This is a genomic window from Paraburkholderia sp. BR10937 (assembly GCF_040965695.1).
Lineage (GTDB): Bacteria > Pseudomonadota > Gammaproteobacteria > Burkholderiales > Burkholderiaceae > Paraburkholderia.
The window spans coordinates 19,163-36,311 of sequence record NZ_JBFRCL010000029.1 but is presented as its reverse complement, the minus strand read 5'-3'; the positions used below and the strand labels follow the sequence as shown (position 1 = coordinate 36,311).

The 17,149-nt window shown below is 64.3% G+C and carries 16 protein-coding genes; 7 read left to right on the top strand and 9 right to left on the bottom strand.

Going from position 1 to position 17,149, the window contains the following annotated elements; translation table 11 throughout:
* Nucleotides 1-7: 7 nt before the first annotated feature.
* From AB4Y44_RS23530 to AB4Y44_RS23515, 4 genes are read right to left on the bottom strand one after another with little or no spacing between them, the layout of a single operon-like run.
* Nucleotides 8-1,150, bottom strand: a complete 1,143-nt coding sequence (locus tag AB4Y44_RS23530; protein WP_368689262.1) for an ABC transporter permease — start codon at nt 1,148-1,150, stop codon at nt 8-10.
* Nucleotides 1,147-2,100, bottom strand: coding sequence for an ABC transporter ATP-binding protein (locus AB4Y44_RS23525; RefSeq protein WP_368701019.1), 954 nt, complete (start codon nt 2,098-2,100; stop codon nt 1,147-1,149). The genes AB4Y44_RS23530 and AB4Y44_RS23525 overlap by 4 nt, the downstream gene beginning before the upstream one ends.
* Nucleotides 2,097-3,047 carry an HlyD family efflux transporter periplasmic adaptor subunit gene (locus AB4Y44_RS23520; RefSeq protein ID WP_342918519.1) on the bottom strand — a complete coding sequence of 317 codons (951 nt, stop codon included), beginning with the start codon at nt 3,045-3,047 and terminating at the stop codon, nt 2,097-2,099. Before AB4Y44_RS23520 ends, AB4Y44_RS23525 begins: the two co-directional genes overlap by 4 nt.
* Complete coding sequence (locus tag AB4Y44_RS23515) at nt 3,044-3,784, bottom strand: TetR/AcrR family transcriptional regulator (protein WP_342918520.1); 741 nt, start codon at nt 3,782-3,784, stop codon at nt 3,044-3,046. The genes AB4Y44_RS23520 and AB4Y44_RS23515 overlap by 4 nt, the downstream gene beginning before the upstream one ends.
* Before the next feature lie 175 nt (nt 3,785-3,959).
* Here AB4Y44_RS23515 and AB4Y44_RS23510 point away from each other — a divergent pair, with 175 nt between their 5' ends.
* Entirely contained in the window at nt 3,960-4,562 is a 603-nt protein-coding gene (locus AB4Y44_RS23510; protein ID WP_254319748.1) for a response regulator transcription factor, read from the top strand.
* 100 nt (nt 4,563-4,662) lie between these two features.
* Here the strand turns inward: AB4Y44_RS23510 and acnA are convergent, their stop codons facing one another.
* From acnA to AB4Y44_RS23485, 5 genes are all read right to left on the bottom strand, one after another.
* Nucleotides 4,663-7,380, bottom strand: coding sequence for an aconitate hydratase AcnA (gene acnA / locus AB4Y44_RS23505; RefSeq protein ID WP_368701018.1), 2,718 nt, complete (start codon nt 7,378-7,380; stop codon nt 4,663-4,665).
* A gap of 76 nt (nt 7,381-7,456) precedes the next feature.
* Nucleotides 7,457-8,908, bottom strand: coding sequence for a bifunctional 2-methylcitrate dehydratase/aconitate hydratase (locus AB4Y44_RS23500; RefSeq protein WP_368701017.1), 1,452 nt, complete (start codon nt 8,906-8,908; stop codon nt 7,457-7,459).
* 19 nt (nt 8,909-8,927) lie between these two features.
* Entirely contained in the window at nt 8,928-9,452 is a 525-nt protein-coding gene (locus tag AB4Y44_RS23495) for a hypothetical protein (protein WP_342918523.1), read from the bottom strand.
* A 287-nt stretch (nt 9,453-9,739) separates the two neighbouring features.
* Nucleotides 9,740-10,753 (bottom strand): aldolase/citrate lyase family protein, encoded by a 1,014-nt coding sequence (locus AB4Y44_RS23490; protein ID WP_342918524.1) that lies wholly within the window; start codon nt 10,751-10,753, stop codon nt 9,740-9,742.
* Nucleotides 10,754-10,964: 211 nt separating this feature from the next.
* Entirely contained in the window at nt 10,965-11,951 is a 987-nt protein-coding gene (locus tag AB4Y44_RS23485; protein WP_254337501.1) for a malate dehydrogenase, read from the bottom strand.
* Between the two features lie 602 nt (nt 11,952-12,553).
* Here AB4Y44_RS23485 and AB4Y44_RS23480 point away from each other — a divergent pair.
* The 6 genes from AB4Y44_RS23480 to AB4Y44_RS23455 all read left to right on the top strand — a co-directional run bounded on the left by AB4Y44_RS23480 (nt 12,554) and on the right by AB4Y44_RS23455 (nt 17,082).
* On the top strand, nt 12,554-13,351 hold the full coding sequence (locus AB4Y44_RS23480) for a GntR family transcriptional regulator (RefSeq protein WP_342918525.1): 798 nt from the start codon (nt 12,554-12,556) through the stop codon (nt 13,349-13,351).
* 150 nt (nt 13,352-13,501) lie between these two features.
* Nucleotides 13,502-13,918 (top strand): succinate dehydrogenase, cytochrome b556 subunit, encoded by a 417-nt coding sequence (sdhC, locus tag AB4Y44_RS23475; protein WP_069261396.1) that lies wholly within the window; start codon nt 13,502-13,504, stop codon nt 13,916-13,918.
* Nucleotides 13,919-13,921: 3 nt separating this feature from the next.
* Nucleotides 13,922-14,290 carry a succinate dehydrogenase, hydrophobic membrane anchor protein gene (sdhD, locus tag AB4Y44_RS23470; RefSeq protein ID WP_042273220.1) on the top strand — a complete coding sequence of 123 codons (369 nt, stop codon included), beginning with the start codon at nt 13,922-13,924 and terminating at the stop codon, nt 14,288-14,290.
* Nucleotides 14,291-14,294: 4 nt separating this feature from the next.
* Nucleotides 14,295-16,070 carry a succinate dehydrogenase flavoprotein subunit gene (sdhA, locus tag AB4Y44_RS23465; protein WP_342918526.1) on the top strand — a complete coding sequence of 592 codons (1,776 nt, stop codon included), beginning with the start codon at nt 14,295-14,297 and terminating at the stop codon, nt 16,068-16,070.
* Nucleotides 16,071-16,098: 28 nt separating this feature from the next.
* The gene (locus AB4Y44_RS23460; RefSeq protein ID WP_183606462.1) at nt 16,099-16,800 is read left to right on the top strand and encodes a succinate dehydrogenase iron-sulfur subunit; all 702 of its coding nucleotides are present in this window, start codon (nt 16,099-16,101) and stop codon (nt 16,798-16,800) included.
* Nucleotides 16,801-16,815: 15 nt separating this feature from the next.
* On the top strand, nt 16,816-17,082 hold the full coding sequence (locus AB4Y44_RS23455) for a succinate dehydrogenase assembly factor 2 (RefSeq protein WP_028202905.1): 267 nt from the start codon (nt 16,816-16,818) through the stop codon (nt 17,080-17,082).
* The last annotated feature ends 67 nt before the right edge of the window (nt 17,083-17,149 follow it).

Genomic DNA, 17,149 nt, shown 5'->3' with positions numbered 1-17,149 from the left:
CCTCGCGCTAGTCGAGCGTGCGCCGGTAAAAGCGCACGGCGATCGCCATGACCGCGACCGTGAAGACGGCGAGCGGCCAGACTGCGGGCCACAGGTCGGTCCAGCCGTTGCCCTTGAGCAGGATGCCGCGCACGAGTCGGTTGAAGTACGTGAGCGGCAGCAGATTGCCGAGCCACTGCGCCCAGCGCGGCATGCCGCCGAATGGGAACATGAAGCCCGAGAGCAGCAGGCTTGGCAGGAAATAGAACATCGTCAGCTGCATGGCCTGCAACTGGTTCTGCGCGAGCGACGACAGCGTGATGCCCACCGTGAGATTCGCGGCAATGAACAGCAGCGCCGAAAGATAGAGCGTAACGAGGCCGCCCGCGAACGGCACGTGAAAAACGTAGCGCGCGGCGAGCACGATGATGGTCGCCTGGATCAGCCCGATCGCCACGTACGGAATGATCTTGCCCGTCATCACCTCGATGGGCAGCACCGGCGTGGCGAGCAGGTTCTCCATCGTGCCGCGCTCGCGCTCGCGCGTGATGGCGAGGCCCGTCATCATCACCATCGTCATGGTGAGGATCACGCCCATGAGGCCGGGCACGACGTTGTATTGCGTGATGCCCTCGGGGTTGTAGAGCCGGTGCACCTGCACGTCGAACGCGGCGGGCGTGCCGTTCAGATGCGCGAGCGGGCCGGTGAGGTCCTTCGCGGCCACGGGCGCGACCAGTCCGGGCAGCGCCGCGAGTGCGGTGGTGATGGCGGTGGGGTCGCTCGCGTCGGCTTCGACGAGCAGCGAGGGTCGTTCGCCGCGCAGCAGGCGCCGCGAGAAATCGACAGGAATGCTGAGCACGAACTGCACCGTGCCGCGCGCCAGCGCACGACGCGCCGAGGCTTCGTCGGGCAGCGTTTCGATCACGTCGAAATAGGCGGAATTACGCATGCCCGCGACGAAGCTGCGTGCGAACACGCTGTCCTCGCCCACGACGATGGCCGTGGGCAGATGCTTGGGGTCGGTGTTGATCGCATAGCCGAACAGCGTGAGCTGGATGATCGGCAGGCCAACGATCATCGCGAACGTGATGCGGTCACGCTTGAGCTGCAGGAACTCCTTGAGCACGATGCTCCACCAGCGCGCCACGGAAAACGGGAACGACGCGCTCACGACGTGACTCCGTAATTGTCCTGAGCATGGCTCATCAGGTAGATGAAGACATCTTCGAGGCCGGTGTCGATGCGCTCCGCGCGTAGCGGCTGGTCTTGCACGGCGCGCTCGACCGCTTTGGCGAGCGCCGCGTGATCGCGTCCGCTCGCATGCAGCGCGGAGCCGAACACCACCGTCTGGTCGATGCCCGGCGCTTCGCGCAGCTGTGTGGCGAGTGCGCTGAGCCGCTCGCCATGAATCGCCCACGTTGCGAGGTTCTGTTCGGCGATGACCTCGGCGGCGGTGCCCTGCGTGAGCAGCTTGCCGTAGGCGATATAGGCGAGCTTGTGGCAGCGCTCGGCTTCGTCCATGTAGTGCGTGCTCACGAGCACCGAAATGCCCCGCGCGGCGAGCCGGTGCAACTCCTCCCAGAAGTCGCGGCGCGCGGTGGGATCGACGCCCGCCGTCGGTTCGTCGAGCAGCAGCAATTCGGGCTCGTGCAGCATGCAGGCCGCGAGCGCGAGCCGCTGCTTCCAGCCGCCCGAAAGCGCACCCGTGAGCTGGCTCGCGCGGCTGGCGAGCCCGAGCGATTCGAGCGCACGGTCGACGGCTTCGCGGCGGTTCGGCATCTCGTAGATGCGCGCAACGAAGTCGAGGTTCTCGCGGATCGTCAGGTCTTCCCAGTACGAGAAACGCTGCGTCATGTAGCCCACGTGACGCTTGATCTGCGCGCTCTCGCGCAGGATGTCGTAGCCAAGGCAGGTGCCCGAACCGGAGTCAGGCGTGAGCAGCCCGCACATCAGCCGGATCGAGGTGGTTTTGCCGCTGCCATTCGGGCCGAGAAAGCCGAAGATCTCGCCGTGCGCCACCCGCAGCGACACGTCGTTGACGACATGCTTGCTGCCGAAGCGCTTGTTGAGATTGCGCACGTCGATGGCGTAGTCGCCGGCGGATCGATCAGGTGTGCTCATTGAAGCGTCACCTCGACCGGCTGGCCCGGATGCAGCTTCACGGCGTCTTCTGCGGAAGGCCGCGCCTCGATCATGAAAACGAGCTTCGCGCGGTTCTCGTTGCTGTAGATGACGGGCGGCGTATATTCGGCGGCGTTGGAAATCCACGTGATGGTGGCGGGCACCAGGGCGGCGCAGCCGTCGCAGCGCACGTTCACCTTGCGGCCCGGCGTGAGCGACCCGACGATCGTTTCCGGCACGAAGAAACGCACCTTCACGTTCTGCGGCGGCAACATCTGCACGACGGGGTTGCCCGCCTGCACCCACTCGCCCACACGAAATAGCGTGTCGTAGACGAGGCCGCCGCTCGGCACGCTCACGCGCTTCTGGTCGAGCCGCCATTGCGCCTGCGCGAGCGAGGCGCGCGCGGCCTCGACATCGGCGGCCTGGGCGGCGATTTGCGCGCTACGTCCCGGCAGATTCGCCACACGCACCTGGTTTTGCAGTTCGCGCACCTGGGCGGCCGTGGAGGCGGCCTGCGCGCGCGAGTCGTCGAGCTGCGCCTGTGCAATGCCGCCCGCGCGCAGTTGCGTTTCGTCGCGCGTGAGCTGGAGCGCGGCCTTGCGCGCGTTCGCCTCGGCCTGCGCGAGCTGCGCCTCGGTCACGCGCACTTCGGGCGGACGCTTGCCGGTCTGGAGGTCGGCGAGCTGCTGCTGTGCGGCCGTTAGCCGATGCTGCGCCTCGTCGCGCGCGGCCGCTTCCTCGACGGAGTCGAGCGCGAAGGCGGGTGCATTGGCGGCGACAGTCTGCCCGCGCTGCACGTCGAGGTGCGTGAGCGTGCCCGGCTGCGACGACGCGAGATAGACGTACTCGCCTTCGGCATAGCCCTGCCAGCCTGCCGGTCCATGCCGGGAACATGCGGCGAGCACGAGCGCCGCGGCGCATATGACGGCAATGCGGCGCTTCATGAGGCGTCCTCCTTGCGGCTCGCTGCTGCGCCCGTCATGCGGCGTGCGCGCGTGGCCTGCGGCGCGGGCCGCAAGGCCGCGCTCAACAGCGCACTCACATGCCGATGCAGCGCCTCGCGCTCGATCTTCGGAAAGCCGCGCACGCTTTGCCAGAGCTTCGAAGTGGCGAGCGGCAGCATGACGAGCGCGAGAATCGAGATGAAGAGCAGTGGCGCTTCCAGTTCGGCGTTGACGCTGCCGTCGCGCTGCGCCTCGTTGACGCGCGCGGCAAAGCGCTGCAACTGCTCGGTGGGCAGCCGCTCGAGCATGCGCTCGCGCAGCAGGCCACCTTCGTTGACGATTTCGCGCAGCCAGAGCGGCGGCAGCCAGGGCATGCGCGCGGTGACATCGAAGAGCCGCGCGACCAGTTCTTCCACGAGCGCGCGAGGGTCTTGCGCGAGGTCCGCCCGGGCGCTGTCCACACTCTCCCAAACGAAGGCGATCGAGCGCGCAATGCGCTCCTCGACCACGGCGTCGAGCAGCTTTTCGCGATTCGTGAAGTAGTAGTGAACCATGGCGGACGTCACGCCCGCGGCCTCGGCGATCTGTGCCATGGTGGTGGCCGCGATGCCCTGCTCGCCGAACAGTTGCGTGGCGCTGGCGAGCAGCCGCTCGCGCATGTCGAGGTCGGCGGTCGCCGCGCGGCGCCGGCCGCGCGGGCGGGGCGCAGCAGCAGCGGTGCGGGTGCGCGTGATCATCGCTCTACTTTAATTCACGCGTTAGTTAAATTCAAACTGTGCGCGCAATGGTTAACCCTGCGACGTTTTCTTGCAGGTTCTTTCAGATCTTTCCTATACAAAATCGCCGGCAGGTCGTTCAGGCTGTGAGATTCACGCTGAAGGGTCAAACAAATACGCCACCATGGAACAAAAAATGAAACGCGTCGTCGTCATCGACGACCATCCGATTGTGCTGAAGATGCTCGCCAACGTACTCAATACGGAGTACGAACTGGTTGGCGAGTGCAGCGACGGTGAAGCGGGCCTGCGCCTCGCACAGGAATTGCATCCCGATCTGGTGATTCTCGACCTCGAATTGCCGAAGCTGGACGGACTTTCCGTCATCCGCGGCATTCGCGCGACGCAGCCCGGCGCGCGCATTCTCGTGCTCTCTGCGAAGCCCGAGCTGGTCATGGCCAATCACACGCGCGTCGCGGGCGCGAACGGCTATGTCAACAAGAATCGCGGTGTGGAGGAACTGTGCGGTGTGGTCAAGGCGGTCTTGCTCGGCTACGACTGCTTCCCGGCGGGCAGCTGCGGCGGCGGCCGCGACGTGGCGCTCAATGGGCTGTCGCCTCGCGAAGTCGAAGTCCTGCAGTATCTCGCGCGCGGTTTGAGCAACAAGGGTATCGCGGCGCGGCTCGGGCTTTCCGATAAAACCGTCAGCACCTATAAAACTCGCGTGCTGGACAAGCTCGGCGTGTCGTCACTTGCGGCGTTGATCGAGTTTGCGACGTTGAACAAGCTGATCGAGTAGCCCGACCCGAAGCACAGCTGAAAAAAAAGCCCGACTTGCGTCGGGCTCCAAGTGTGACCGCGCCCGTTGCCGGGCGCGGCACCTGCAAAAAACCGCCTGCTTACGCCGCGAGCAGCGAGCGCAGCACGAACGGCAGAATCCCGCCGTGCTTGTAGTAGTCGACTTCGATCGGCGTGTCGATGCGCAGCAGCACCTGCACGCGCTGATCCTTGCCGTCCTTGTGGTGGATCACGAGCGTCAGGTCCTGTTGCGGCTTGAAGTCGTCCGTCAGGCCTTCGATATCGAACGTTTCTTCGCCGGTCAGGCCGAGCGACTGAACGCTGTCCGAACCCTTGAACTGCAGCGGCAGAACGCCCATGCCGACGAGGTTCGAGCGGTGGATACGCTCGAAGCTGCGTGCGACCACGGCCTTCACGCCCAGCAGTTGCGTGCCCTTGGCTGCCCAGTCACGCGACGAACCCGTGCCGTACTCTTCGCCTGCGAACACCATGGTCGGCGTACCGGCGTCGATGTACTTCATCGCTGCATCATAGATCGAGAGCTGTTCGCCGCTCGGCTGATGGATCGTCAGGCCGCCTTCCACGCGCGTGCCGTCGGTCTTCGCCGGGATCATCAGATTTTTGATGCGCACGTTCGCGAAGGTGCCGCGCATCATCACGTCGTGGTTGCCGCGGCGCGATCCGTAGCTGTTGAAGTCGGCCTTCTGCACGCCGTTTTCCTTCAGCCACTTGCCTGCGGGCGAGTCTTCCTTGATCGAGCCGGCCGGGCTGATGTGGTCGGTCGTGACCGAGTCACCGAAGATGCCCAGGGCGCGCGCACCCTTGACTTCGGGCACTGCCGACGACGGCGTCATCGAAAAATCGCTGCCGAAGAACGGCGGCTCGGCGATGTAGGTCGACTTCGGCCAGTCGTAGACCTGACCTTCTTCGCCTTCGATCTTGCTCCACAGGTCGCCCTTCTTCGTGAGCTGGCTGTAGTTCTTCTGGAACGCGTCCGGATCGAGCGCGAACTTGAGCAGCGCGTTGACTTCGTCGCTCGTCGGCCAGATGTCGCCGAGGTAGATGTCACGGCCGCCCTTGCCCTTGCCCACCGGTTCCGTCATCAGGTCGCGCGTGATGTTGCCCGCGATCGCGTAAGCGACGACCAGCGGCGGCGAGGCCAGGAAGTTCGCACGGATGTTCGGGTGAATACGCGCTTCGAAGTTGCGGTTGCCCGAGAGCACCGCAGCCGCGACGACGTCGTTCTTGACGATCGATTCGTTCAGCTCGGGCGTCAGGTCGCCGGCGTTGCCGATACAGGTCGTGCAGCCGTATGCCGCGAGTTCGAAGCCGAGCTTCGAGAGGTACGGCAGGAGGCCCGTTTTCGTCAGGTATTCCGTGACGATGCGCGATCCCGGCGCGAGCGACGTCTTGATGTGCGGCGCGACCGTCAGGCCCGCTTCCACGGCCTTCTTCGCGAGCAGACCGGCGGCCAGCAGCACGCTCGGGTTCGAGGTGTTGGTGCACGACGTAATCGCGGCGATCAGCACGTCGCCGTTGTGCAGCTTGACCTTGTCGCCCGCCGCGTATTCGGCGGAAAGGTCGGCGGCCTTCTTGTTGAAGCCGTTTTCCGCGACCGGCTTCGAGAACAGGTCCGTGAAGGTCGACTTCACGTTGCCGATTTCGATGCGGTCTTGCGGGCGCTTCGGACCGGCCAGCGACGGCGCGACCGTGCCGAGGTCGAGGACGAGCGTCTTCGTGTAGTCGATGTCGCCGGCCTTCGGCACGCCGAAGAGGTCCTGCGCCTTGAAGTAGTTCGCGAACGCCTCGATTTCGGCTTCCGTGCGGCCCGTGCCCTTGAAGTAGTCGATCGTCTTTTCGTCGACGGGGAAGAATCCCATCGTCGCGCCGTATTCCGGCGCCATGTTGCCGATGGTCGCGCGGTCGGGCACGCCGATCGACGCCGTGCCTTCGCCGAAGAACTCGACGAACTTGCCGACGACCTTCTCCTTGCGCAGCATTTCGGTGATGGTCAGCACGAGGTCGGTGGCCGTGCAGCCCTCGCGCAGCTTACCCTTGAGCTCGACGCCCACCACATCGGGCGTGAGGAAGTACACCGGCTGGCCGAGCATGCCGGCTTCCGCTTCGATGCCGCCCACGCCCCAGCCCACCACGCCGATGCCGTTGATCATCGTGGTGTGGCTGTCGGTGCCGACGAGCGTGTCCGGGTAGTAGACGGTATCGCCGCCTTCGGCCTTCTTGTGCACGCCGCGTGCGAGGTATTCCAGGTTCACCTGGTGGACGATGCCGATGCCCGGCGGCACGACCTTGAACGTGTCGAACGCCTGCATGCCCCACTTCATGAACTGGTAGCGCTCGTTGTTGCGCTGGAATTCCAGTTTCATGTTCAGGTCGAGCGCGTCCTTCTGGCGGAAGTAGTCGATCTGGACCGAGTGGTCGACGACGAGATCCACCGGCACGAGCGGCTCGATGACCTTCGGGTCCTTGCCGACCTGCCTGGCCACGCCGCGCATGGCGGCGATGTCGGCGAGCAGCGGCACGCCCGTGAAGTCCTGCAGCACGACGCGGGCGACCACGAACGGGATTTCGTCGACGCGCGTGGCGTTCGGCTTCCAGTTCGCGAGTTGCTCGATGTGCTCTTCCGCGATCTTCTTGCCGTCGTAGTTACGCAGCACAGACTCGAGCACCAGACGGATCGAGACCGGCAGACGATTGATCTTCACGCCAAGCTGCTTGCCGAGTTGCGGCAGCGAGTAGAACTTGCCTTTGCCGGAACCGCTGTCGAATTCTTTTAGCGTTTTGTGGAGATTGTGGGCCATAGTGTTTTCCTTCGTTTAATCGCGGAAATAACGCTTACTGCTCGTTTGCTGCTGTCACTGATACCTGCCTGATTGCTCAGATCACATACATGTCGACGTACTCGTTGACGGGCAGGGCGCAAAGCCGCGCCTCGTCGAGCGAGACATCGAGAATCGCCTGCTGCTGCTTCGCGGGGAAGCGGCGCGCGAGGTTGATTCGAAACTTCTCGATCAGCAGCGGAATGCCTTCTTCGCGGCGCCGCTTGTGGCCGATCGGGTACTCCACGACGACCTCGTCGAGCGTCGTGCCGTCGATGAGCTCTATGGTGAGCGCATTCGCGATCGAGCGCTTGTCCGGATCGTGATAATCCTGCGTAAATTGCGGGTCTTCCACGCATACCGTCTTCGCGCGCAGCGCGTCGATGCGCGGGTCGCCCGCGACGTCGTCTTCGTAGTCGGAGGCGGTGAGGCGGCCGAAGATCAGCGGCACGGCGACCATGTACTGAATACAGTGGTCGCGATCGGCCGGGTTGGCAAGCGGGCCGCTCTTGTCGATGATGCGGATGGCCGCTTCATGCGTGCGGATGGTGATGCGCTTGATGTCCCCAGCCGTTTTGCCGCGCTGCGCGAGCACGCCGTGCAGCGTCATCGCGGCTTCGGCGGCGGTCTGCGCGTGGAATTCGGCGGGGAAAGAAATCTTGAACAGCACGTTTTCCATCACATACGTGCAGTAGGGGCGCTGGAACCTGAACGGCTGTCCCTTGAACGAGACGTCGTAGAAGCCCCACGTTTTTGCCGTGAGCGCCGAGGGATAGCCCATCTCGCCCGTTTTCGCCATGAGCGCGAGGCGCACGGCGCGCGAGGTGGCGTCGCCTGCGGCCCACGACTTGCGCGAGCCCGTATTGGGCGCGTGGCGGTAGGTGCGCAGCGACTGGCCGTCGACCAGCGCGAGCGAAACGGCGTTGATCAGCTCGTCGCGCGTGAGCCCGAGCATTTGTCCGACCACGGCGGTCGAGGCGAGCTTCACGAGCAGCACGTGGTCGAGACCGACCTGGTTGAACGAGTTTTCCAGCGCAATGCAGCCCTGGATCTCGTGCGCCTTCACCATGCCTTCGAGCACGTGTCGCATGGTGAGCGGCGCTTTGCCCTGGGCGATGGCGGTGCGCGAGAGCCAGTCGGCGGTCGCGAGGATGCCGCCCAGGTTGTCCGACGGATGGCCCCATTCAGCGGCGAGCCAGGTGTCGTTGAAGTCGAGCCAGCGGATCATCGCGCCGATGTTGAACGCGGCCTGAACCGGATCGAGCTGGAATGACGTGCCCGGCACCTTCGCACCGTGCGGGACGATCGTGCCCGGCACGATCGGTCCCAGCAACTTGGTGCAGGCGGGGTAGGAGAGCGCCTCGAGTCCGCAGCCGAGGGTATCGATCAGGCAATGCCGGGCCGTCGTCAGCGCGAGGGCGCTGTCAACCCGGAAACCCAGCACATAGTCGACGATATCGACCAGTACCTGGTCCGGCTGCGGCCTGACGTTGGAGATCAGGGCGGACATCGAGGCGATCCTGCGGTCCTTACTGGCCCGCGGCGCCGCTGGCGGCTGCCGGAGCGCGGGTAGCCGGGTTCAGCGCTTGAGCCTGGGTCGGCGCCATTGCGCCTTGCTGCATTGCAACAGTCTTGCACTCGTCGGCCAGACGCGAGCTGTCCTTGTCCGAGAACAGCATCGCCTTCGTCGGGATCACGACGAGGTCGAGGCCGGTGGCGGCGTCGTGGAAGCGGTCGGCGCCCGTGGTCGTGACCTGACGCGGCAGGTTGTAGTTCTTGTTCGCCCAGTGAACGGTGACGATCTGGTCACGTGCCATGTCGCCCTTCAGGTCGAACTGTGCGCCTTCCGCGCAGCTCCAGTGCTCCGAGCCTTCCGGGACCGGATCGACCTTCGCTTCCTTGGCCGGGTTGGCCTTGCGCTTGATGATGCGATGCTTCGGAGCCGGCTTCTTGGCGGTCGTGGTCGACGTGCCTTGTGCGGCGGCGTCGGTGGCGGCCAGCATCAGCGTCGAGGACAGCGTGCCGATAACAGCGGCGATCAGCAGTTTCTTCATGAGTGTCAAACCTTTATCTATCTAAAAGCGGTTGATCAGTGCGCGGTTGAACAGGCAACCGCCGTTTGCACTGCGCGCGCCCCGAAAGCGCGCAGCGGACGCTATTTTCACCTATTTATCGCCATGAACTTCAATTTCTCCGGCCCGGTGTTGTTTGCAGCCTGGTTCGCAAGTAACTGCCTGTAACTGTCCGTGACTGCCGTCGCTGCGCTATGCGGTGCGAGATCCGCGTGGTTGCCCGGGCGCGGTGCGCTGGAAACGTTTTCGGCGTCCGTTCGCGGCGCGCATCAGGCCGACTCCTGCGTGAGTTCGCCACGCGCGAACAGCGGCGCCGCTTCGGCCGGCACGGCGCGGCCCGTGGCGCGCGCGCGGCGCAGCACCGACCAGTAATAGCGATAGCTCGCGCGGTCGTGCAGCGTGTCGCCGTGGCGTGTCGGACCCCATTGCGCGTGCTGCGCGGCCAGCAGGATTTCGGCGGCCAGCGCAACTTCTTCGTCGCGCGGCGCGAAAGCGGCCACGATCGCGGGAATCTGCGCCGGGTGAATGCTCCACATGCGCGTGTAGCCGAACTCGTTGCGTGCGCGGCGCGCGTCGTTCGCCACCACGTCCATGTCGCGCACTTCCGTACTGACATTGTGCGAGGGCACGCGGCCGAACGCGTGGCACGCGGCCGCTATTTCAAGCTTTGCGCGGCGTACGAGCGGGTGGTCGAACTGGCCGGGCGAGCGCATGGCCGTATCGGGAATCGCGCCGTCGTGCGCGGAGACGAAATCCATCAGCCCGAAGCTCAGCGACTCGACCCCGCGCAGCGCGGCGAGGTCGAACACGCGCGCGAGTGCGCCGTGCGTTTCGACGAGCAATTGAACGGGTATGGGCCTGTCGATGCCCATCTCGACGCGCGTGGCCTCGATGAACGCCGTCATTTCGGCGGCGTCGCCCACGGCGCGGATCTTCGGCACGGTGATGAAGGCCGGCGCGCGCTTCGCGGCGCGCAGGATCATGCGCACGTCGTCGCGCCAGTGCGGGTGATGGAAATCGTGGATGCGCACGCCGACGCGGCCGAAGCGGTCGTGTTCGCCGCCGATGAACGACGCCACGAGTTCGGCGTGTTCGGCTTCGCGGCCCACCTGCGCGCCGTCTTCGCAATCGAGCGTGATGTCGAATACCGGGCCCAGCTGCTCCTGCAGCGCGAGCGATTTGAGCATCAGCTTCTCACTGCCCGCGTAGTGGTCGCATGCGGGCAGGATGGCGGGCGGCGCTTCGCCGTCAAACAGCACTTCGGCTGGCAGAATGGCGCGCATCTTCGGCGTCGGGAGTCGAGTTTTGTAGGAGATACCGGATTCGCATGCGCCCTGCCGGCAAGGCGGTCAGGGCAAGGCGCATGCGGATCGGGCGGCACCCTGGCCGGCCCGCGTGGAACGGGCCGCTCAGGTCGGGCCGCGGAGGCTGCCCGCGTGCCCATAAAGCAGAACGGAACGGGCGTCAAACGCGCGTTCCGTTCGTCCAGCTGGCTTACTTGCCGAGCAGGTGAGCGACGCCTTCGCGCTCTTCGAGCAGCTCGTTGAGCGTGCCGTCCATCTTTTCGCGCGAGAACGCGTCGATTTCGAGGCCTTCCACGCGCTTGTATTCGCCGTTTTCGCAGGTCACCGGCACGCCGTAGATGATGTCTTCGGGAATGCCGTACGAGCCGTCCGACGGGATGCCCATCGTGACCCACTTGCCGTTCGTGCCGAGGACCCAGTCACGCACGTGGTCGATCGCTGCGTTGGCGGCCGAAGCTGCCGACGAGAGGCCGCGCGCTTCGATGATCGCCGCGCCGCGCTTGCCGACCGTCGGGATGAACGTGTTGCGGTTCCATTCGTCGTCGTTGATCAGCTTGGTCAGCGACTGGCCTTCCGCCGTTGCGACACGGAAGTCGGGGTACATCGTCGGCGAGTGGTTGCCCCACACGGCGAGCTTCTCGATCGAAGCGACCGGCTTGCCCGACTTGGCGGCCAGTTGCGAGAGCGCACGGTTGTGGTCCAGACGCAGCATGGCGGTGAAGTTCTTCTTCGGCAGGTCCGGAGCCGACTTCATGGCGATGTAGGCGTTCGTGTTGGCCGGGTTGCCGACGACCAGCACCTTCACGTCGCGGCTGGCGACGTCGTTCAGCGCCTTGCCCTGAACCGTGAAGATTTCGGCGTTGGCCGAGAGCAGGTCCTTACGTTCCATGCCCTTCGAGCGCGGACGTGCGCCAACCAGCAGGGCGACGTCGGCGTCCTTGAACGCGACCTTCGGGTCGTCGGTGATGACCACGCCCGCGAGCAGCGGGAATGCGCAGTCGTCCAGTTCCATCACGACGCCCTTGACGGCGGCTTGCGCTTGCGGCAGGTCGAGCAGTTGCAGGATGACGGGCTGATCCTTGCCGAGCAGGTCGCCATTCGCAATGCGGAACAGCAGGGAGTAAGCGATCTGACCTGCGGCGCCGGTGACGGCAACGCGCTTTGCGGGCTTAGCCATTGAAAATCTCCAGGAAGATGCGTTAGACGCCAGGGTAAAACGCCATTCTATATGCGCGATACACGAAGCGTAGGTGAAACAGGCGGTCTTGATCGCCGGCGTGCGCGCTTCACTGGAACAACCATGACTGACAAGCCGTGAAGCGTGCGCCGCCGGCACGGACCGCCGTGCCGGTAACCTGTGCAACATGGCAAGAGGTGAACGGGGCGCCCTTCGAGGGACGCCAGACGCTGGCCGCTTCGCGTGTGCCGACTCCTGCAACAGCTCGCTCGGGCTCTCCCACAGACGCGCGGCGCGCAACGACTCACGCGTGCCGGCTGGGCGGATCGAAACCTTTACTGCGTTTACTGCGTGAGGGAACAGCATCGTGCAAGGCGGCTCGCGGCGCATTCGCCACGAGGTGGATGCAGCCGGCGGCGCCTCTTCGTCATGCCGTTTTCATGTCCTGAAATTAGCATGCAGGCCGCCCGCAAACCCTTGCTCGATCGGGAGTGTAGGAGTCGTCAGGGTCAAAGTCAACAGTATCTTATGTCTTATATAAGACATAACTATTGCAGGCAAAATGCTTGATGCGTAGGGGGCTTTATGTTGAAATGCGCGCCATGAGTGCAAACCCGGCCAGCAACGCGAATTCCACCGCTCCCGAGAGCGGGGCTCAAGCGTCTGCGCCCGCGGTTCCGCCGTCCCCGACCTTCAGTCCGTTGTACCAGCAGATCAAGGGGCTCATCACACAGAGCCTCGAGTCCGGCGAATGGAAGCCCGGCGAAATCATCCCCAGCGAAGTCGAACTGGCCGCCCGTTACAAGGTGAGCCAGGGGACCGTACGCAAGGCGATCGACGAGCTGGCTGCCGACAATCTGCTGGTGCGCCGCCAGGGCAAGGGCACGTTTGTTGCAACGCACAACGAAGAGCGCGCCCAGTTTCGCTTTCTCAGGTTACTCGCCGATGACGGCGCGGAGCACCCGCACGTGAGCAAACTGCTCGAGTGCCGGCGCCTGCGCGCTTCGGCCGAGATCGCGCGCCAGCTCGACCTCAAGCCCTCGGACCCGGTGGTGCTGATCCGGCGTCTGCTGCAGTTCGACGGCGAGAGCACCGTGCTCGACGAGATCTGGCTGCCCGGCGGCGTGTTCCGCGGGCTCACGAGCGAGCGCCTCGCCGAGTACAAGGGTCCGCTCTATGCCATGTTCGAGGCGGAATTCGGCACGCGCATGATTCGTGCGACCGAGAAGATCCGCGCCGTGGCCGCGGAGCCCACGGTGGCCGATCTTCTCAAGGTGCCCGCAGGTTTTCCTTTGCTATCGGTCGAGCGGGTGTCCTATACCTATGGAGACCGGCCGGTCGAGGTACGCCGCGGATGGTATGTCACAACCGGGTACTACTATCAGAATGATTTGAGTTGACGGGCGACCGCGCAAAAGGCGCGGAGCCCTTCCCCAGAGTGCCTTTGCTTGCGCGCACCACCAGCCTTACCCGACGTGGATTTCGCTGCAGCGCGATATGAAAAGGCGCTAAAATTGCGAATTAGTGTTAACACATAGTAGGGGTCTAGCATGGCAGAAGCCGCAAAAAAACCGAGGCCGGAATACCGGAACATCGGGCTTGGGCAGATATTGTTCGCATACCGCCTGCCTCTGGCCGGTCGTGTGTCGATCGGCCACCGCGTCAGCGGTGCGTTGTTGTTCCTGTTCCTGCCTTTCATCTTGTTCCTGTTGGACCAGAGCCTCACTTCGGAGCTTAGCTTCGAGGTATTCAAGGGCTTCCTCTCCAATATCATCGTCAAGCTCATCGTGCTGGTCCTCGGATGGGCGTTCCTGTTTCACTTCTGCGCTGGCGTGCGTCACCTGTGCATGGACTTCAACCATGGCCTCGTGAGCAAGGAAAAAGGCAAGTCGACCTCCCTCGTCGTCGTGATCATCTCCACGGTCCTCACGATCGCCTTTGCGGCAAAACTCTTCGGAGCGTTCTAAAAAATGTCGGCTAATAACGGTATCGGTCCGAAGCGCCTTGTCGTCGGCGCTCACTACGGCATTCGCGACTGGATCGCACAACGCGCCACCGCCGTGATCATGGCGATCTACACGATCGTGCTGCTCGTCCTGTTCTTCGGCGCGCACGACTTCTCGTATGACGGCTGGGCCTCGATCTTCGCCGCGCAGTGGATGAAGCTCGCGACGTTCGTCACCCTGATCGCGCTGTTCCTGCACGCGTGGGTCGGTGTGCGTGACATCTGGATGGACTACATCAAGCCGGTCGGCCTGCGCATCACGCTGGACGTCCTCACGATCGCATGGCTGCTGGGCAGCCTCGGCTACGCCGCTCAGATTCTCTGGAGAGTGTAAAAGAATGGCTGCAATCAAGAATTCACTGCCGCGTCGCAAGTTCGACGTGGTCATCGTCGGTGCTGGCGGCTCGGGGATGCGCGCTTCGCTGCAACTCGCGCGCGCTGGCCTGTCGGTTTGCGTGCTCTCGAAGGTGTTCCCCACGCGTTCGCACACGGTGGCGGCGCAGGGCGGCATCGGCGCCTCGCTCGGCAACATGAGCGAAGACAACTGGCACTACCACTTCTACGACACGATCAAGGGCTCCGACTGGCTCGGCGACCAGGACGCGATCGAGTTCATGTGCCGTGAAGCGCCGAACGCCGTGTACGAACTCGAACACATGGGCATGCCGTTCGACCGTAACGCCGACGGCACGATCTACCAGCGCCCGTTCGGCGGCCACACGGCCAACTACGGCGAGAAGCCGGTCCAGCGCGCCTGTGCGGCGGCTGACCGTACCGGCCACGCGCTGCTGCACACGCTGTACCAGCAGAACGTCGCGGCGAAGACCACGTTCTTCGTCGAATGGATGGCGCTCGACCTGATCCGCGACGCCGACGGCGACGTGCTCGGCGTGACCGCGCTCGAAATGGAAACGGGCGACGTCTACATCCTCGAAGGCAAGACCACGCTGTTCGCCACGGGCGGCGCAGGCCGGATCTTCGCGGCATCGACCAACGCGTTCATCAACACCGGTGACGGCCTCGGCATGGCGGCCCGTTCGGGCATCGCGCTGCAGGACATGGAGTTCTGGCAGTTCCACCCGACCGGCGTGGCCGGCGCGGGCGTGCTGATCACGGAAGGCGTGCGCGGCGAAGGCGGCATTCTGCGTAACTCGAACGGCGAGCGCTTCATGGAGCGTTACGCGCCGACCCTGAAGGACCTGGCGCCGCGCGACTTCGTTTCGCGTTCGATGGACCAGGAAATCAAGGAAGGCCGTGGCGTGGGTCCGCATAAGGACCACGTGCTGCTCGACCTCTCGCACATCGGCGCCGAGACGATCATGAAGCGTCTGCCGTCGATCCGCGAAATCGCGCTCAAGTTCGCCAATGTGGACTGTATCAAGGAGCCGATCCCGGTCGTGCCGACCATCCACTACCAGATGGGCGGCATCCCGACGAACATCAACGGCCAGGTCGTTGGCACGCCGAAGGGTCACGAAGAAGTCGTCAACGGCTTCTACGCCGTGGGCGAATGCTCGTGCGTCTCGGTGCACGGCGCGAACCGTCTCGGCACGAACTCGCTGCTCGACCTCGTGGTGTTCGGCCGTGCGGCTGGCAACCACATCGTCAAGCACGTCAAGGAGCTCAAGGAGCACAAGCCGCTGCCGGCCGACGCCGCCGACTTCGCGCTCTCGCGCCTCGCCGAGCTCGACAAGTCGACCTCGGGCGAGTACGCGCAAAGCGTCGCGAACGACATCCGCGGCTCGATGCAGAAGCACGCAGGCGTGTTCCGCACGTCGAAGCTGCTCGCAGACGGCGTGCAGGACATCGCGCAGATCGCCGAGCGCGCGAAGCACATCCACCTGAAGGACAAGTCGAAGGTGTTCAACACGGCGCGCGTGGAAGCGCTCGAAGTGGCGAACCTGATCGAAGTTGCGCGCGCAACGATGGTTTCGGCCGAAGCCCGTAAGGAAAGCCGTGGCGCACACGCACAGAGCGACTACGAACACCGCGACGACGAAAACTGGCTGCGCCATACGCTCTGGTTCAGCGAAGGCGACCGACTCGATTACAAGCCGGTCCACATGCAACCGCTGACCGTCGAGTCCGTGCCGCCGAAGGCGCGTACGTTCTAAGGCACACGCCAGTCAAAAGGAATTGGAAATGGCCAAACGCATTTTTGAAGTCTATCGCTACGACCCGGACAAGGACGCAGCGCCGCGCATGCAGACGTACGAGCTGGAAATCACGCACGAGCGCATGCTGCTCGACGCGCTGGTCAAGCTCAAGGAACTGGACGAGACGCTGTCGTTCCGCCGTTCGTGCCGTGAAGGCGTGTGCGGTTCGGACGCCATGAACATCAACGGCAAGAACGGTCTCGCCTGCCTGACGAACCTGAACGACCTGCCGGCGAAGATCGTGCTGCGTCCGCTGCCGGGCCTGCCCGTCGTGCGCGACCTGATCTGCGACTTCACGCAGTTCTTCAACCAGTACCACTCGATCAAGCCGTACCTGATCAACGACACGCCGCCGCCCGAGAAGGAGCGTCTGCAGTCGCCTGAGCAGCGTGACGAACTCGATGGCCTGTACGAGTGTATTCTGTGCGCAAGCTGCTCGACTTCCTGCCCGAGCTTCTGGTGGAACCCGGACAAGTTCGTCGGCCCGGCAGGTCTGCTGCAGGCTTACCGCTTCATCGCGGACAGCCGCGACGAAGCGACCGGCGAGCGCCTCGACAACCTCGAGGACCCGTACCGTCTGTTCCGTTGCCATACGATCATGAACTGCGTCGACGTTTGCCCGAAGGGCCTGAACCCGACGAAGGCGATCGGCAAGATCAAGGAACTGATGTTCCGCCGCGCGGTTTGATGTTGTTGTTCTGAAATGGAATCGCACCAGTCTGACCCCCATCGCCGCGCGCGCCTTCGCTGGCGCGCGCGGCGCGGCCTGCTCGAAAATGATCTGATTTTTGAGCGGTTTTTCGAGCGCTATGAGCATGAACTCAGCGACGCCGACGTGGGTGCTCTCACGCGCCTGCTCGAGCTGAGCGATAACGACCTGATGGACTTGCTGCTCGCGCGCAAGGAACCAGAAGGCGACCTTGCCGACCCGGACGTGAAGCGGGTGCTGGAGCTGCTTCGGAACGTCTGAGCTCGGCGGCGCGCAGTTATGTCGACTGTCGCCGCGCCGGACGTACAAAACTATCGAATCCCGTGTT

Bases quoted from the DNA above. Each gene is read 5' to 3' on its own strand.
- AB4Y44_RS23480 (WP_342918525.1), top strand. From the start codon at position 12,554: ATGAGTGCAAACCCGGCCAGCAACGCGAATTCCACCGCTCCCGAGAGC.
- AB4Y44_RS23520 (WP_342918519.1), bottom strand. From the start codon at position 3,047: ATGAAGCGCCGCATTGCCGTCATATGCGCCGCGGCGCTCGTGCTCGCC.
- AB4Y44_RS23455 (WP_028202905.1), top strand. From the start codon at position 16,816: ATGGAATCGCACCAGTCTGACCCCCATCGCCGCGCGCGCCTTCGCTGG.
- AB4Y44_RS23510 (WP_254319748.1), top strand. From the start codon at position 3,960: ATGAAACGCGTCGTCGTCATCGACGACCATCCGATTGTGCTGAAGATG.
- AB4Y44_RS23515 (WP_342918520.1), bottom strand. From the start codon at position 3,784: ATGATCACGCGCACCCGCACCGCTGCTGCTGCGCCCCGCCCGCGCGGC.
- AB4Y44_RS23490 (WP_342918524.1), bottom strand. From the start codon at position 10,753: ATGCGCGCCATTCTGCCAGCCGAAGTGCTGTTTGACGGCGAAGCGCCG.
- AB4Y44_RS23485 (WP_254337501.1), bottom strand. From the start codon at position 11,951: ATGGCTAAGCCCGCAAAGCGCGTTGCCGTCACCGGCGCCGCAGGTCAG.
- sdhC (WP_069261396.1), top strand. From the start codon at position 13,502: ATGGCAGAAGCCGCAAAAAAACCGAGGCCGGAATACCGGAACATCGGG.
- AB4Y44_RS23525 (WP_368701019.1), bottom strand. From the start codon at position 2,100: ATGAGCACACCTGATCGATCCGCCGGCGACTACGCCATCGACGTGCGC.
- sdhD (WP_042273220.1), top strand. From the start codon at position 13,922: ATGTCGGCTAATAACGGTATCGGTCCGAAGCGCCTTGTCGTCGGCGCT.
- acnA (WP_368701018.1), bottom strand. From the start codon at position 7,380: ATGGCCCACAATCTCCACAAAACGCTAAAAGAATTCGACAGCGGTTCC.
- sdhA (WP_342918526.1), top strand. From the start codon at position 14,295: ATGGCTGCAATCAAGAATTCACTGCCGCGTCGCAAGTTCGACGTGGTC.
- AB4Y44_RS23460 (WP_183606462.1), top strand. From the start codon at position 16,099: ATGGCCAAACGCATTTTTGAAGTCTATCGCTACGACCCGGACAAGGAC.
- AB4Y44_RS23495 (WP_342918523.1), bottom strand. From the start codon at position 9,452: ATGAAGAAACTGCTGATCGCCGCTGTTATCGGCACGCTGTCCTCGACG.
- AB4Y44_RS23500 (WP_368701017.1), bottom strand. From the start codon at position 8,908: ATGTCCGCCCTGATCTCCAACGTCAGGCCGCAGCCGGACCAGGTACTG.